This is a genomic window from Stenotrophomonas sp. C3(2023), from assembly GCF_032911385.1.
In the GTDB taxonomy this organism is placed as follows: Bacteria; Pseudomonadota; Gammaproteobacteria; order Xanthomonadales; family Xanthomonadaceae; genus Stenotrophomonas.
The window spans coordinates 863,407-878,296 of record NZ_JAWJLO010000001.1; the positions used below are offsets into that span (position 1 = coordinate 863,407).

A 14,890-nucleotide genomic window follows, 5' to 3' on the forward strand; every position below is an offset into this window, starting at 1 on the left:
CATGCGGGGTCTGTTGCGGCGGTCATCGCCGGCGGCTGCACGTCGTAAACCCTGCAACAGGAAAACCCTGTCGGCATCGCAATTTGCGCACACCGGCCAAGCTGGCTAGGGTGTGGCCATGAACATGTTCCGATTTGCTCCGATTCTGATGCTGGCGCTGGCTGGTTGTTCGGCTGGTTCCAAGGACAGCGCCGAGCGCGCGCTGGCCAACGCGCCGGCCGACGCCTTCCTGGCCGCCGTCGCCGCCCATTGTGGCAAGGCGTATGAAGGCACGATCGTGGAAGACAACCCGGTGTCGCAGACGGCACCTGATCCGTTCGCCGGCAAGAAGCTGGTCATGCATGTGCGCGGCTGCGAGGATCCGTCGCGTGAGCTGCGCATTCCGTTCCATGTCGGTGATGACCATTCGCGCACCTGGGTACTCAGCCGGACCGACCACGGCCTGCGGCTCAAGCATGACCATCGCCACGAAGACGGCAGCATGGACGCGATCACCCTGTACGGCGGCGACAGCCGCATCCCCGGCACGGTGCAGCGTCAGGAGTTCCCGGCGGATGCCGATTCGGTGGCGATGTTCCGCAAGGCGGACATGCTGGCGTCCACGCAGAACACCTGGGCGATGGAGATCGAGCCGGACCGGGAGTTTGTCTACGAGCTCACCCGCCCGGACGGGCGGCGCTTCCGCGTCGTGTTCGACCTGACCCGCGAAGTGCCGTTGCCGCCGGCGCCATGGGGCGCGGGCACGCCCTGACCGGCAGATGCAGAGCTGACCCCACGGTCGGCTGCTCTCCGGTCAGATCGGAGTAGCCCTGCCGCTGCGGTCGTAGAGCCGACCCTATGGTCGGCTGCTCTCTGGTCAGGTCACGATAGCCCCACCGCGCTGCGCTCGAAAGCCGACCGTGGGGTCGGCTCTACCCCCGCCAAACCGCGCAGGACGCGCCGCGCGCGGTGCTACCGGGTGCCGAAGCGGGCGCGGCAGCCGCCGCTGACCCACAGTGCATTGTCCCGGTAGCCCCAGTTGCGGCCTTCCATGCAGGCCGTGGCGGAGAGCTGCTGTACCAGCACCGGTCGGCCCTGCCGCGCATCCCAGGCGCAGGTGCGCTGGCGCTTGTTGTCGCTGGCACAGGTCACGCTGTAATCGTTGCGGCCGCCTGCTCCGGGGCCCCAACCGCCATGCCCGCGTGCCGGGCCGAATTCGGCGCGGCAGCCGCGGCTCACCCATACCTGTCCGTTGCGTGCGCCCCAGCTCTGCCCTTCGGTACAGGGCGATCCGGAAAGCTGGCGCACCAGGCGCGCGCCCGGCCAGCCCGTGCTGCAGACCCGCTCGCGGTTGTTCTGGCTTTCGCAGCGCACCACGGCGTCGCTACCGGGTCCGTTGCCGGGTCCGTGCCCGTCGCCGTTCCAGTCACCGTTACCATTGTGCCCGTTCCAGTGACCTCCGTGCTGCCCGCCCTGGCCGCGCAGCGAACTGGCGATGTCCTGCCTGATGCGGGCAAAACCCCAGCCCGAATCCACCTGCGCCAGGTAGAACTGCAGCTGGTCGTCGGGAATGCGACGGTTGTTGGACTGGTCCGCATACTCCTGTCGGATCACCCGGGCACGGTCGTTGGGTGAAAGCTGGGCGAGGTTTTCCGGCGCGTAGGCGCGCGTGCTGATCTGGGCGGAGGCGAGGGGAGCGGTGCAGGCAAGCGCGGCGGCCAGGCAGGCCGTGGTCCAACGATTCATGGCGGCAACCCCAACAAGGTGGTGGTGGGCGACTATAGGGACCACCACGATCAAGCCGATGTGTAGACCAACCCAGGCCCCGGACGGGCGGGGGGGATTTGCTCCGGCCGGGGCTGGGCCGCAGAATACGGAGGTTTCCGGCCCCGGTTTGGCGGCCGGCGTTCTCCAGCGGAGCTTTTTCCCCCATGCGTACCCACTTCTGCGGCCTGGTCGATGAGACCCTGATTGGCCAGACTGTCACCCTCGCCGGCTGGACCGACGTGGCCCGTAACCAGGGCGGCGTCTGCTTCATCGACCTGCGCGACCATGAGGGCATCGTGCAGGTGACGGTCGAGATCGACAACGCAGAGGTGTTCGCGGTGGCCGCTGGGCTGGGCTATGAAGACGTGCTGCAGGTTGAGGGCGTGGTGCGCGCGCGCCATGCGGTCAACGAAAAGATGGCCACCGGCAAGGTGGAAGTCATTGCCAGCCGGATCACCGTGCTCAACAAGGCGGCGCCGCTGCCGTTCCACGCGCACGAGAACCCGGGCGAGGAAACCCGCCTGAAGTACCGTTACCTGGACCTGCGCCGCCCGGAAATGCAGCGCATGCAGCGCACCCGCATCAAGCTGGTGCAGGCTCTGCGCCGCCATCTGGACGGGCGCGGTTTCCAGGACATCGAGACCCCGATCCTGACCAAGGCCACCCCGGAAGGTGCGCGCGACTTCCTGGTGCCGGCGCGCATGCATCCGGGCGAGTTCTACGCGCTGCCGCAGAGTCCGCAGCTGTTCAAGCAGATCCTGATGGTGGCCGGCTTCGACCGCTACTATCAGATTGCCCGCTGCTTCCGCGATGAGGCCCTGCGTGCCGATCGCCAGCTGGAGTTCACCCAGCTGGACATGGAGTTCGCCTTCGTCCGCGAGCGCGACGTGCAGGATTTCGTCGAGGACATGATCCGCTCGATCTTCAAGGAAGTGGTGGACGTCGAGCTTGACGCCAGCTTCCCGCGCATGACCTGGGCCGAGGCAATGCGCCGCTATGGCTCGGACAAGCCGGACCTGCGCATCGCGCTGGAACTGGTGGACGTCGCTGAACTGGTCAAGGACAGCGGCTTTGCCGTGTTCACTGCCGCAGCCAACGATGCCGACGGCCGCGTCGCGGCACTGCGCATCCCCGGCGGCGGCAGCCTCTCGCGCAAGCAGATTGACGAGTACGCTGCGCATGCGGCCAAGTACGGTGCCAAGGGTCTGGCTTACATCAAGATCGCCGACAACGGCGAGGTCAGCTCGCCGATCCAGAAGTTCTTCGACGAAGCGGCGTTCCAGGCGCTGCTGGCCCACGTCGGTGCCGGCAACGGCGACATCGTGTTCTTCGGTGCCGGTGGCTATAACAAGGTCTCCGACTTCATGGGCGCCCTGCGCCTGAAGGCGGGCAAGGACTTTGGCCTGGTCGCCGACGGCTGGCGTCCGCTGTGGGTCACCGACTTCCCGATGTTCGAATGGGACGAGGAGGAGCAGCGCTACGTGGCCCTGCATCATCCCTTCACGGCGCCGGCGGTGGATGACATCGCCGACCTGCGGGCGCATGCGCGCACTGCGGTGTCGCGCGGCTACGACATGGTGCTCAACGGCAACGAGATCGGCGGCGGTTCGATCCGTATCCACCGTCCTGAAATGCAGAGTGCGGTGTTCGAGCTGCTGGGCATCGGTGCCGAAGAAGCCCAGGCCAAGTTCGGCTTCCTGCTCGACGCGCTGAATTACGGCGCGCCGCCGCACGGCGGCATTGCCTTCGGCATCGACCGTATCGCCGCGCTGATGGCCGGCACCGAGTCGATCCGCGACGTCATTCCGTTCCCCAAGACCACCGGCGCCCAGTGCCTGATGACCGACGCGCCGTCGCCGATCGCCGATCCCCAGTTGGCCGAGGTACACATCCAGGTTCGCCCCAAAACCCCCTGAGCAGGAGCTGCTGCTGATGACCGGATTCGCGTTTTCGCTGGAGTGGGAAAAGCTGGGCAATGAAGGGTCCGAGCCCGGACTGGTTACCGAGCGCGCCCGCGTGTTCGGTGGTTGGCTGGTGCGTGTGGGCAGCAGCCCGGCGACCATGGCCCTGACCTTCGTCGTTGATGGCGAAGGCCGCTGGGACGGCGAGGACTTCGGCGTCGAGGATTACGAAGACGACGAGGACGAGTACGAAGAGGACGAGGAAGAAGAAGGCGACGAGGACGAGGAAGACGAGGAAGAAGACGACGACGACGACGTCGAGGAAGACGACGCCCAGGCCGGCAAGGCCTGATTGCCCCGTCGCCGCCATGTACGCCATCCGCCGTGCCACCGTCGAGGACGCGCCGACCCTGTCGGCGCTCGCCGCGCGCACCTTCACTGAAACCTTCGGGCATCTCTACCGCAGCGAGGATCTGCAGCACTTCCTGCAGACCTCCTATGACGTGCAGCGCCAGCGGGTGATCCTGCAGCATCCGGATTACGCGGTGTGGCTGCTTGAGCTGGACGGGGTGGCCATCGGCCACGCCGCGGCCGGCCCGTGCGGGCTGCCGCATCCGCAGGCGCAGGCCAGTGACGGTGAGCTCAAGCGGCTGTATCTGGTCAAAGCGCAGCAGAGCTGTGGCTGGGGCAGCCGACTGCTGGAAACAGCACTGGCCTGGCTGGAGCGCGACGGGCCACGCACGCTGTGGCTGGGCGTGTGGTCGGCGAACTTCGGCGCCCAGCGTTTCTATGCGCGCTATGGCTTTGAGAAGGTCGGCGAGTACCTGTTCCCGGTCGGCGAGAGCAAGGATCTGGAGTTCATCATGCGCCGCACGCCGCGAGCGGACTGAACCGACTTGGGCTTTTTCCACTTGCCAGGCCTGCCAGCCGATCGTGATTCGACCCTGCCCCAGGTGCTGCTGCTGCATGGCATCTGGAATGCCCGCGCGTGGGTCGGCCCATTGGCCTGGCGGCTGCGCGCGCGCGGTTTCCAGGTCCAGGTGTTTGGCTATCCCAGCGTCTTCGGCGGGCCGGATATTGCCGTGCCCCTGCTGCTGCAGCGCCTGCAGCGGATGGCGCAGAGCGGCCCGCTCGCGCTGGTCGGCCACAGCCTCGGCGGCCTGCTCGCGCTGGAGGCCTTGCGCCGTCAGCCGCAGCTGCCGGTGTCGCGGGTGGTCTGCCTGGGCTCGCCACTGCGTGGCAGTGGCACCGCGCGCTCGCTGGCCGAGCATGGCTGGGGCGCGGCCCTGGGCCGCAGTAGCGACCTGCTGCTCGATGGGCTGCCGGACTGGCAGGGACGTGCCGAGGTCGGGCTGATCGCTGGCACGCTGCCCCATGGGCTGGGCAGTCTGCTCGGTGCGCTGGACGAGGCCTCGGATGGCACCGTGGCGCTGGCCGAAACCCGGCTGCCGGGCCTGGCCGACCACTGCCAGGTGCCCTGCAGCCACAGCGGGCTGGTGTTCTCGCTGGATGCCGCCCGCCAGACGGCGCAGTTCCTGCGTCATGGCCGCTTCTACCGCCCTGACGCCGCCGGGCCGGGGTAGCCGACCCATGGTCGGCTCACCGCGCGCAAGCGCGGCGAGGTGTTCGCGATCTGGCCGAAGAGCAGCCGGGCAGCGCCCGGCTCCACGCGGTGCTGGCACGCGATCAGGTAGAATCCGCTCCCTGTTCCTGAAGCAGCCAACGGTAGCACCCATGGGTAGAGGCCCCTCCATCGAAGCCCGCAAGAACGCGTCCGACGCGAAGCGTGGCAAGATTTTCACCAAGATCATCCGTGAGATCGGCGTGGCCGCGCGCGGCGGTGGAGGCGACCCCAACAACAACCCGCGCCTGCGCGTTGCCATGGACAAGGGCCTGGCCGTGAACATGTCCAAGGACGTAATCGAACGGGCGATCAAGAAGGCCACCGGCGAGCTGGAAGGCGTGGATTACGAGGAAGTGCGCTACGAGGGCTATGCGCCCGGCGGCGTGGCGGTCATCGTCGACTGCCTGACCGACAACCGCGTGCGTACCGTGGCCGACGTCCGCCATGCCTTCAGCAAGTGCGGCGGCAACATGGGCACCGAAGGCTCGGTGGCGTTCATGTTCAAGCGCCTGGGCGTGCTCAGCTTCGCCCCCGGCGCCGACGAGGAAGCCATCACCGAAGTCGCCATCGAGGCCGGTGCCGACGACATCGTGGTCTATCCTGACGACGGCTCGATCGATGTCGTGACCGCGCCTGACGCGTTCAACGCGGTCAAGGACGCCATGGAAGCGGCCAAGCGGGTGCCCGACCATGCCGAAATCACCTTCCGCGCCGACAATGACATCAAGGTCGAGGGCGATACCGCCCTTCAGGTGAAGAAGTTGCTGGACATGCTCGAAGACCTCGACGATGTGCAGGACGTGTATTCGAACGCTGATCTCGGCGCCGACGCGTATTCCTGAGCATCAGCATGACCCGCATTCTCGGCATCGACCCCGGCTCGCAGCGCACCGGGGTCGGCATCATCGACGTCGATGCCGCTGGCCGGGTCCTGCACGTCCATCATCAGCCCCTGGTTCTGCTGGGGGCTGACGACTTTCCGCAGCGGATGAAGCTGCTGGTGCTCGGCCTGGCCGAGCTGGTGGCGCAGTATCAGCCGCATGAGGTGGCCATTGAAAAGGTGTTCATGGCCCGCAACCCGGACTCGGCACTGAAGCTGGGCCAGGCCCGGGGTGCGGCGATCTCGGCCGTGGTGCTGCGCGACCTGCCGGTGCACGAATATGCGGCCAGTGAGATCAAGCTGGCGGTAGTAGGCCGTGGCGGTGCGGAAAAACAACAGGTCCAACACATGGTCGGGCTCATGCTCAACCTGAAAACCAAGCTGCAGGCCGACGCTGCTGATGCGCTGGCCGTGGCCATCACCCACGCCCATGTAAGGGCGACGGCCAACCGGCTGGGCCTCAACGCCCGGCAGGCGTGGAGCCGCAAATGAGGAGCACTGCTGCATGATCGGTCGACTGCGCGGAATCGTCGCCTACAAGGCACCGCCGTGGCTGGTGGTGGACGTCAATGGCGTGGGCTACGAGCTTGAAGCCCCGATGAGCACGTTCTATGACCTGCCCGATATCGGTCGTGAAGTGATCCTGCATACACATTACGCGCAGAAGGAGGACAGCGTTTCGCTGTACGGCTTCCTGCGCGATGCCGAGCGCAGGCTGTTCCGCGACGTGCAGAAGGTCAGCGGCATCGGTGCCAAAATTGCCCTGGCAGTGCTGTCGGCGGTGAGCGTGGAAGAGTTCGCGCGCATGCTGCAGGCGGGCGACATCACCGCACTGACCCGCATTCCCGGTATCGGCAAGAAGACCGCGGAACGCATGGTGCTGGAGCTGCGCGACCGCGCCGCCCTGCTCGGCGGAGCACCGGGCACGGTAGTGGCCGGCCCGGTGGCCGCCGACCCGATCTCCGAGGCCACCGTGGCGCTGCAGCAGCTCGGCTACAAGCCGGCCGAAGCGTCGCGCATGGCGCGCGATGCCCATGCCGACGGCGACGATGTGGCCGTGGTGATCCGCAAGGCCCTGCAGTCCGCGCTGCGCTGAGCAGCGCACCGTCCGCTTCCTTCCCCTTCCCAGCCCAACCGACCCCATGTCCAGCCCCTCGTCAGAGCAACACAGCAGTGCACACGGCGGTCACGGGCACGGCCCGGCGGCCGGCGGCATGGCCCTGGTCATCGGCGCCATCGGCGTGGTGTTCGGGGACATCGGCACCAGTCCGCTGTACACCCTGAAAGAAGCGTTCTCGCCGCACTATGGGCTCAACAGCGACCATGACACGGTCCTGGGCGTGTTGTCGCTGGCGTTCTGGGCACTGAGTCTGGTGGTCACCCTGAAGTACGTGACCATCATCATGCGCGCCGACAACGACGGCGAGGGCGGCATCATGGCCCTGATGGCGCTGACCCAGCGCACCTTGGCCAAGGGCTCGCGTTCAGCCTACGTGGTGGGCATTCTCGGCATCTTTGGTGCCTCGCTGTTCTTTGGCGACGGGGTCATCACCCCGGCCATCTCGGTGCTCGGTGCGGTCGAGGGCCTGGAGGTCGCAGCGCCCGGGCTGCATGCCTTCATCCTGCCCATCACCATCGTGGTGCTGCTGGCGGTGTTTGCCGCACAGCGCTTTGGCACGGCCAAGATCGGCAAGGCATTCGGTCCCATAACCTCGGTCTGGTTCCTGTCGCTGGCTGCCATCGGTCTGTGCAACATCGTCGATGCGCCGGAAGTGCTCAAAGCCTTCAACCCCTACTGGGCGGTGCGCTTTTTCATGGAGCACAGCTGGCAGGGGGTGTTCATCCTTGGGGCCGTGGTGCTGGCGGTGACCGGTGGCGAGGCGCTCTACGCCGACATGGGGCACTTCGGCGCCAAGCCCATCCGGCATGCCTGGTACTTCTTCGTACTGCCGTGCCTGGTGCTGAACTATCTGGGGCAGGGCGCGCTGGTGCTCAACCACCCCGAACTGGTGCGCAACCCGTTCTTCGAGTCGGTGCCGGAATGGGCGCTCTACCCGATGATCGTGCTGGCCACCATGGCCGCGGTCATCGCCTCGCAGTCGGTCATCACCGGTGCGTTCTCGGTCTCGCGCCAGGCCATGCAGCTGGGCTACATCCCGCGCATGCGCATCAAGCACACCTCGCACGACACCATCGGGCAGATCTACATCCCGGGCATCAACTGGGGTCTGGCCGTAATGGTGATCGGCCTGGTGCTGGCCTTCCGCAGTTCGTCCAATCTGGCGGTGGCCTACGGCATCTCGGTGTCGGCGACGATGCTGATCGACACCCTGCTGCTGGCACTGGTGGCCCGCTCACTGTGGCCGCGGTCGCGGCACTGGATCCTGGCACTGTGCGTGGTGTTCTTCATCATCGACGTCGGCTTCGTGGTTGCCAACGGCGCGAAGCTGCTGCAGGGTGCCTGGTTCCCGGTGGTGCTCGGCATCATGCTGTTCACCCTGATGCGCACCTGGCGGCGTGGCCGCGCGCTGCTGCGCGATGAGATCCGCAAGGACGGCATCCGGCTGGATACGTTCCTGCCCGGGTTGATGCTGGCCCCGCCGGTGCGGGTGCCCGGCACGGCCGTGTTCCTGACCGCCGACCCCAACGTGGCCCCGCACGCGCTGATGCACAACCTCAAGCACAACAAGGTGCTGCATGAGCGCAACGTGTTCCTGCACGTGGAGACCCTGCCGATTCCGTATGCGATGGAAGGGCAGCGTCTGAAGATCGAATCGGTGGGCGACGAGTTCTACCGGGTCCATGTGCGTTACGGTTTCATGGAGACCCCGGATGTGCCGCTGGCACTGATGCGCTCGTGCGACCACGGTGGCATCTACTTCGACCCGATGGACACGACCTTCTTCGCCAGCCGCGAGACCATCGTCGCCACGGCCAACCGCGGCATGCCGATCTGGCGTGACAAGCTGTTCGCGCTGATGCACCGCAATGCGGCACCGGCAACCGGGTTCTTCCGCATTCCGGGCAACCGGTTGGTCGAGCTCGGCGCCCAGGTCGAGATCTGACCGGCCAACGGCTTGGCCCCTCGTGGCTGGCTGCTGGATCCTGGTTCTTCGGTGGGCCGGGCGGGCTGGGTTCGTGGGGGACGGCAAGAGCTGCCCCTTCGGGGTCCGGCCCAGCCGCATAGCGGCTGGGCGTTCGGGCGCTTGCGAAGCAGTGCTTCGCAAACAAAGCGCCCTCACCCTGCGTGCCTCGTTTCGCGGCATCCTTGGCGCTCCACGCCCCCACAAACCCAGCCCGCCCGGCCCTCGACAGTTTCCGTGCGCGTCAGCCACGGGAAACAAGAAAATTGAGCAACAGCAACAGCAACAGCAACAGCGTGACGACCAGCGGTCGTCACCTACCAGAAGCGGTGCGCGCGGCATCCCGGAAGGCCGGCTTTTCCCGCATAATCGTGCAATGACCGACGATCGCATCATCGGCGCCGGCGCCACCCGCGAGGATGACGCCGCCGACGCCAGCATCCGCCCCAAGCGCCTTGCCGACTACCTCGGCCAGGCGCCGGTGCGCGAGCAGATGGAAATCTACATCCAGGCCGCCAAGGCCCGCGGTGATGCGCTGGACCATGTACTGATCTTCGGCCCGCCCGGGCTGGGCAAGACCACCCTGAGCCACGTCATCGCCAATGAGCTGGGCGTGGCGCTGCGGGTGACCTCCGGTCCGGTCATCGAGAAGGCCGGTGACCTGGCCGCGCTGCTGACCAACCTGCAGCCCCATGATGTGCTGTTCATCGACGAGATCCACCGCCTCTCTCCTGTGGTGGAGGAAGTGCTGTATCCGGCCATGGAAGACTTCCAGATCGACATCATGATCGGCGAGGGCCCTGCGGCGCGCTCGATCAAGATCGACCTGCCGCCGTTCACCCTGATTGGTGCGACCACGCGCGCGGGGCTGCTCACCGCACCGCTGCGCGATCGCTTCGGCATCGTGCAGCGGCTGGAGTTCTACAGCGCCGAAGAGCTGACCCGGATCGTGCGCCGTTCGGCGGCCATCCTCGGCATCGACTGCACCGCCGACGGTGCCGGTGAGATCGCGCGGCGCTCGCGCGGCACACCGCGTATCGCAAACCGGCTGCTGCGTCGTGTGCGCGATTACGCCCAGGTCAAGGCCGGTGGGCACATCGACCAGGACGTCGCGCAGGCGGCAATGCTGATGCTCAAGGTCGACCCGGAAGGCTTCGACGAGCTGGACCGGCGGTTCCTGCGCACGCTGGTGGACTATTTCGAAGGCGGCCCGGTCGGTGTCGAGTCGATGGCGGCGGCCCTGTCCGAAGAGCGCGGCACGCTCGAAGATGTGGTCGAGCCGTTCCTGATCCAGCAGGGCTTTGTGGTGCGCACCGCACGTGGCCGGATGGCCACCCACCGCGCCTACACGCATATGGGTCTGAAACCCCGCGCGACGCCAGCAGATCTTTTCACCGGGCAGGTCGAGCCATGAGTACACTGCGGTTCAGTTGGCCGACACGCATTTACTGGGAAGATACCGACGCTGGCGGCGTGGTCTACCATGCGCGGTACGTTGCCTTCATGGAACGGGCACGCACCGAGTGGATGCGCGCGCTGGGCTTCGGCCAGGAGCGCATGCAGCGCGAGCACGGCATGGTGTTTGCCGTGCGTGCGATGCAGATGGATTTCATCAGACCGGCGCGGCTGGACGACGCGCTGGAGGTCACCGCCACGCTGGTGCAGTGCAAGCGCGCCAGCATGGTCTTCGAGCAGCAGGTGCTGCGCGGCGACCAGGTGCTGTTGACCGCACAGGTCAGGATCGCTGCGCTGGATGCAGGCAGTTTCCGCCCGCGCGGCATGGACGATGCGTTGCTGGCCGTACTCAAGCCCCACCAACACCCCCAATTTACTGATCAGGCAGACTGAGGAACAACGGATGATCGCAATGCTTCTGGCCCTGCAGGCCACGGTGGTCGAGGCGCTGCCGCAGGATGTGACCAGCGCCGCCACCGAGACCGCCGCACAGGCCACCCGCAGCGGCATCAACTACTGGGAGCTGATGACCAAGGCCAGCATCCCGGTCATCCTGATCGTGCTGCTGCTGCTGGCCGGCTCGTTCATCAGCTGGGTGATCATCTTCCGCAAGGCGCGGGTGTTCTCGCAGGCCTCGCGCGAAGCCGACGAGTTTGAAAGCCGCTTCTGGTCGGGTGCCGACCTGGGCAAGCTGTACAGTGCGGCGACCGATCGCAACCGCAACGTCGGTGGCCTGGAGGCCATCTTCGAGTCCGGCTTCCGCGAATACACCCGCCTGCGCGACCGCCGCGGTCTGGACGGCCGTGCACTGCTCGAAGGCGCCCAGCGCGCCATGCGCACCAGCTACACCCGTGAGGTGGACCGTCTGGAGCGCAACCTGGAACTGCTGGCCAATATCGGCTCGACGGCCCCTTATGTAGGCCTTGTCGGCACGGTGTTCGGCATCATGGTGACCATGCACGACATGATCAACAGTGGTGAACAAGCCGGCATCGCGTCGGTTGCGCCGGGCATTTCCGAAGCGCTGTTTGCCACCGCCATCGGTCTGTTCGTGGCCATCCCGGCGGTGTGGGCGTACAACCGCTTCACCACCCGGGTCGAGCGCATGGCCGTGCGCTTTGAAACCTTCGCCGACGAGTTCAGCTCGATCCTGCAGCGCCAGACCGGCATCGACGACTGAGCCCACGCCAGGAGCCCGCCATGAGTGCCATTGGCCGCCGCAAGCGCCGCAAGCTCAAATCCGAGATCAACGTCGTGCCGTACATCGACGTGATGCTCGTCCTGTTGATCATCTTCATGGTCACCGCCCCGTTGCTGACCCTGAGCTTCGAAGTCGACCTGCCGCGCTCCAACGCCAAGGCGCTGGAGAGCAAGCAGGACCCGATCGTGGTGTCGGTCCGCGAAGACGGCCAGCTCAGCCTGAAGCTGCCTGACGACAAGGAGCCGGTCGCGATGGCCGCCACCGAACTGCAGACCCGGCTGGGTGCCATCGCCTCGCAGGACAAGAGCCTGAGGGTGATCGTGGCGGCCGACCGTGCCGTGGCCTATGAGAAGGTCGTTGCGGCGATGGACGTGCTCAAGCGCGCGAACGTGGAAAAGGTTGGCCTGGCCACCGATGCACAGTGATGCCCTGCCGCCGCCGCACAGCGAAGAGCCCGGCTGGGGTGGACCGGTCGGCCTCGCGCTGGCTGTCCACCTGCTGGTCGCGCTGATTTTCATCGTCGCCTGGCTGTGGTCGCCCGAGCGCAATACCGAAGCCGCCGCGGGCGATCCAGCCGTGCAGGCCGACATGGCGCTGTCCAGCGCCGAGGCGGCCGCCGCGCGCCAGGCGCTGCGCCAGTCAGACCGGCTGGAAACGCTGCCCGAGCCGGTACCCGAGCCCATTCCCGAGCCGGTGCCGGAAGACACCGTGCCGCCGCCGCAGCCGCTGCCCGAACCGCGCCCGATGGACGCGCCCACGCCACAGCAGCAGCAGGCACAGGAACGCATCGCGCAGCCGGACAAGGTCGACCAGGAGGCGGTCAGCGCGTTGGCCATCTCGCAGGAGAAGGCGCGCCAGGAGCAGGAAGCCAGACGTCGCCAGGAACAGATCGACCTGACCGAGCGCAAGCGTCAGGAAGAAGCCGAGCAGAAGGCCCGACTCGCCCGGCAGCAGGAGGCCGAGCAGAAGCGCGTGGCCGACCAGGAGCGCCGCGCCGCCGAGGCCAACGAAGAAGCGCAGAAGCAGAAGCGCATCGCCGAGCTGCGCGCCAAACGCGAGGCGGCCGAACGTGAGGCCAAGCAGGCCGAAGCACGGCTGCGCCAGGTGACTGCCGCGCGTGCTGCCGCTGCCAATGCCGGCTCGACCGGTGCGGCGACGCCGGCCAGCGGGGCCGGCGGCACCAGCGATGATCTCTCGGCCAAGTACGCGGCGGCCATCCAGGCCAAGGTCACTGCGGCCTGGATCCGGCCCGAGAACATTCCCTCCGGCCAGCGCTGCCAGATCACCATCACCCAGCTGCGCGGCGGGCGGGTGCTGTCGGCGCAGGTAAGCGGCAACTGCCCTTACGACGATGCGGGCAAGCGCTCCATCGAAGCTGCTGTGCTCAACGCGCAGCCGCTGCCGTATGCCGGTTTCGAGTCGGTGTTCAACCGTACGCTGACGCTGAATTTCCGCCCCGACTGAGCCGGGGCAGCGCGCGGCGCACGCCTCGGCGGCGCCGCCCGTCATGAAGATCACGTGATGGAACACGCGGCAGTTACTCGGTTTTCACACGGGTCTGGTTCATGATTGCGAAACCGTTCAAGACGGTTCTGCTATCCATCGCTGTGGTTCCCCGACTGAGCATTCCATGAAGATATTGTCCCGCTGGACGGTCGCCCTTGCGGCCTTGTTGCTTCCTCTTGCCGCGCTGGCCCAGCAGAAGGGCCTGGAGATCGACATCGTCGGCGGCAGCGCCTCGGCCACGCCGATCACCGTCGTGCCGATGCCGTACGAAGGCTCGGCCGGTGCGCCGCAGACCGATGTGGCTGCGGTGATCCGCGCCGACCTGGACCGCTCGGGCCAGTTCCGTACGCTGCCCGAAGCCCAGATCGTCGAGCGCCCGACCCGCGGCGGTGACATCCAGTTCCCGACCTGGCGCGCGCTGAAGCAGAACTACATCGTGGTCGGCCGCGTGCTTGATGCCGGTGCCGGTGCGTTCCGTGTGGAGTATGAGCTTTACGACGTGCCCAAGGGCGAGCGCCTGCTCGGCCTGGCAATGACCGCACGTGGCAACGCGATGCGCGATGTCGCCCACCAGATGGCCGACGCCATCTACGAAAAGATCACCGGTGTACGCGGCGCCTTCTGGACCCGCATCGCCTACATCACCGCCAGCGGGCGGGGTGATGCGATGCGCTACGCGCTGATGGTGGCTGACTCCGATGGCTACAACCCGCAGACCATCGTGCGTTCGGCCGAGCCGCTGCTGTCGCCGTCGTGGAGCCCGGACGGCAACAAGCTGGCCTATGTGAGCTTTGAACGTGGCAACTCGGCGATCTACATCCAGAACATCGCCACCGGCGGCCGTGAGCTGATCACCAGCTTCCGCGGGATCAACAGCGCGCCGGCCTTCTCGCCCGACGGCAGCAAGCTGGCCCTGACGCTGTCCCGTTCGGGCAACCCGGAGATCTACGTGATGGACCTGGGCAGCAAGCAGCTGACCCAGCTGACCAATCACTTCGCCATCGATACCGAACCGACCTGGGCACCGGATGGCAGCGCGATCTACTTCACCTCCGACCGCGGCGGCCGTCCGCAGGTGTACAAGGTGGGCGCCACCGGTGGCAGCGCCGAGCGCGTGACCTTCCAGGGCAACTACAACGCCAAGCCCTCGATTTCCTGGGATGGCAAGAAGATCGCCGTGGCACAGGGCAGTGGCAACAACTACAAGATCGCGGTGATGGACAGCTCGCTGGGTTCGGCAAGCTGGAGCACGCTGTCGCCGGGTTCGCTGGATGAGTCGCCCAGCTTCGCGCCGAATGCGTCGATGATTCTGTATGCCGCCCGCGAGGGTGGACGTGGTGTGCTGTATGCGGTGTCAGCCGATGCACGGGTGCGTCAGCGCCTGGTGTTGGCCGACGGCGACGTGCGTGAGCCGGCGTGGTCGCCTTACCGTACCAAACGCTAAAAGAGTGTTAATATTTTCACGTTTTCTTTCATACACCGGCCATAGGAGCC

General features: G+C 66.6%; 16 protein-coding genes. 15 read left to right on the forward strand and 1 reads right to left on the reverse strand.

What is annotated here, in order from left to right; translation table 11 throughout:
* Positions 1–118 precede the first annotated feature (118 nt).
* Positions 119–751 carry a hypothetical protein gene (locus RZA67_RS03665; RefSeq protein ID WP_317211230.1) on the forward strand — a complete coding sequence of 211 codons (633 nt, stop codon included), beginning with the start codon at positions 119–121 and terminating at the stop codon, positions 749–751.
* 200 nt (positions 752–951) lie between these two features.
* Here the strand turns inward: RZA67_RS03665 and RZA67_RS03670 are convergent, their stop codons facing one another.
* A complete protein-coding gene (locus RZA67_RS03670) occupies positions 952–1,725 on the reverse strand; it encodes a DUF3011 domain-containing protein (protein WP_317211232.1) in 774 nt (257 codons plus the stop codon).
* Between the two features lie 185 nt (positions 1,726–1,910).
* On the opposite strand from RZA67_RS03670, the gene aspS reads away from it, so the two are divergent.
* From aspS to tolB, 14 genes are all read left to right on the forward strand, one after another.
* Positions 1,911–3,662, forward strand: a complete 1,752-nt coding sequence (gene aspS, locus RZA67_RS03675; RefSeq protein WP_317211233.1) for an aspartate--tRNA ligase — start codon at positions 1,911–1,913, stop codon at positions 3,660–3,662.
* A 16-nt stretch (positions 3,663–3,678) separates the two neighbouring features.
* The gene (locus RZA67_RS03680) at positions 3,679–3,999 is read left to right on the forward strand and encodes a DNA primase (protein ID WP_317211234.1); all 321 of its coding nucleotides are present in this window, start codon (positions 3,679–3,681) and stop codon (positions 3,997–3,999) included.
* 16 nt (positions 4,000–4,015) lie between these two features.
* Positions 4,016–4,537 (forward strand): GNAT family N-acetyltransferase, encoded by a 522-nt coding sequence (locus tag RZA67_RS03685; protein ID WP_317211235.1) that lies wholly within the window; start codon positions 4,016–4,018, stop codon positions 4,535–4,537.
* A gap of 66 nt (positions 4,538–4,603) precedes the next feature.
* Positions 4,604–5,230: a thioesterase domain-containing protein gene (locus tag RZA67_RS03690; protein ID WP_317213799.1), complete on the forward strand. Its 627-nt coding sequence runs from the start codon at positions 4,604–4,606 to the stop codon at positions 5,228–5,230.
* A 151-nt stretch (positions 5,231–5,381) separates the two neighbouring features.
* Positions 5,382–6,113 (forward strand): YebC/PmpR family DNA-binding transcriptional regulator, encoded by a 732-nt coding sequence (locus RZA67_RS03695; protein ID WP_317211236.1) that lies wholly within the window; start codon positions 5,382–5,384, stop codon positions 6,111–6,113.
* 8 nt (positions 6,114–6,121) lie between these two features.
* The gene (gene ruvC, locus RZA67_RS03700) at positions 6,122–6,643 is read left to right on the forward strand and encodes a crossover junction endodeoxyribonuclease RuvC (protein ID WP_317211237.1); all 522 of its coding nucleotides are present in this window, start codon (positions 6,122–6,124) and stop codon (positions 6,641–6,643) included.
* A 13-nt stretch (positions 6,644–6,656) separates the two neighbouring features.
* Positions 6,657–7,247 (forward strand): Holliday junction branch migration protein RuvA, encoded by a 591-nt coding sequence (ruvA, locus tag RZA67_RS03705; RefSeq protein WP_317211238.1) that lies wholly within the window; start codon positions 6,657–6,659, stop codon positions 7,245–7,247.
* 118 nt (positions 7,248–7,365) lie between these two features.
* Positions 7,366–9,216, forward strand: coding sequence for a potassium transporter Kup (locus RZA67_RS03710; RefSeq protein WP_317211240.1), 1,851 nt, complete (start codon positions 7,366–7,368; stop codon positions 9,214–9,216).
* A 394-nt stretch (positions 9,217–9,610) separates the two neighbouring features.
* Positions 9,611–10,648: a Holliday junction branch migration DNA helicase RuvB gene (gene ruvB, locus RZA67_RS03715; RefSeq protein ID WP_317211241.1), complete on the forward strand. Its 1,038-nt coding sequence runs from the start codon at positions 9,611–9,613 to the stop codon at positions 10,646–10,648.
* Complete coding sequence (ybgC, locus tag RZA67_RS03720) at positions 10,645–11,082, forward strand: tol-pal system-associated acyl-CoA thioesterase (RefSeq protein ID WP_317211242.1); 438 nt, start codon at positions 10,645–10,647, stop codon at positions 11,080–11,082. The genes ruvB and ybgC overlap by 4 nt, the downstream gene beginning before the upstream one ends.
* A gap of 10 nt (positions 11,083–11,092) precedes the next feature.
* Complete coding sequence (gene tolQ, locus RZA67_RS03725; protein ID WP_317211243.1) at positions 11,093–11,869, forward strand: protein TolQ; 777 nt, start codon at positions 11,093–11,095, stop codon at positions 11,867–11,869.
* Positions 11,870–11,889: 20 nt separating this feature from the next.
* Positions 11,890–12,315, forward strand: a complete 426-nt coding sequence (gene tolR, locus RZA67_RS03730; RefSeq protein ID WP_317211244.1) for a protein TolR — start codon at positions 11,890–11,892, stop codon at positions 12,313–12,315.
* Positions 12,305–13,354 carry a cell envelope integrity protein TolA gene (gene tolA, locus RZA67_RS03735; RefSeq protein WP_317211246.1) on the forward strand — a complete coding sequence of 350 codons (1,050 nt, stop codon included), beginning with the start codon at positions 12,305–12,307 and terminating at the stop codon, positions 13,352–13,354. The genes tolR and tolA overlap by 11 nt, the downstream gene beginning before the upstream one ends.
* Positions 13,355–13,520: 166 nt before the next feature.
* Positions 13,521–14,840, forward strand: coding sequence for a Tol-Pal system beta propeller repeat protein TolB (gene tolB, locus RZA67_RS03740; protein ID WP_317211247.1), 1,320 nt, complete (start codon positions 13,521–13,523; stop codon positions 14,838–14,840).
* Positions 14,841–14,890 lie beyond the last annotated feature (50 nt).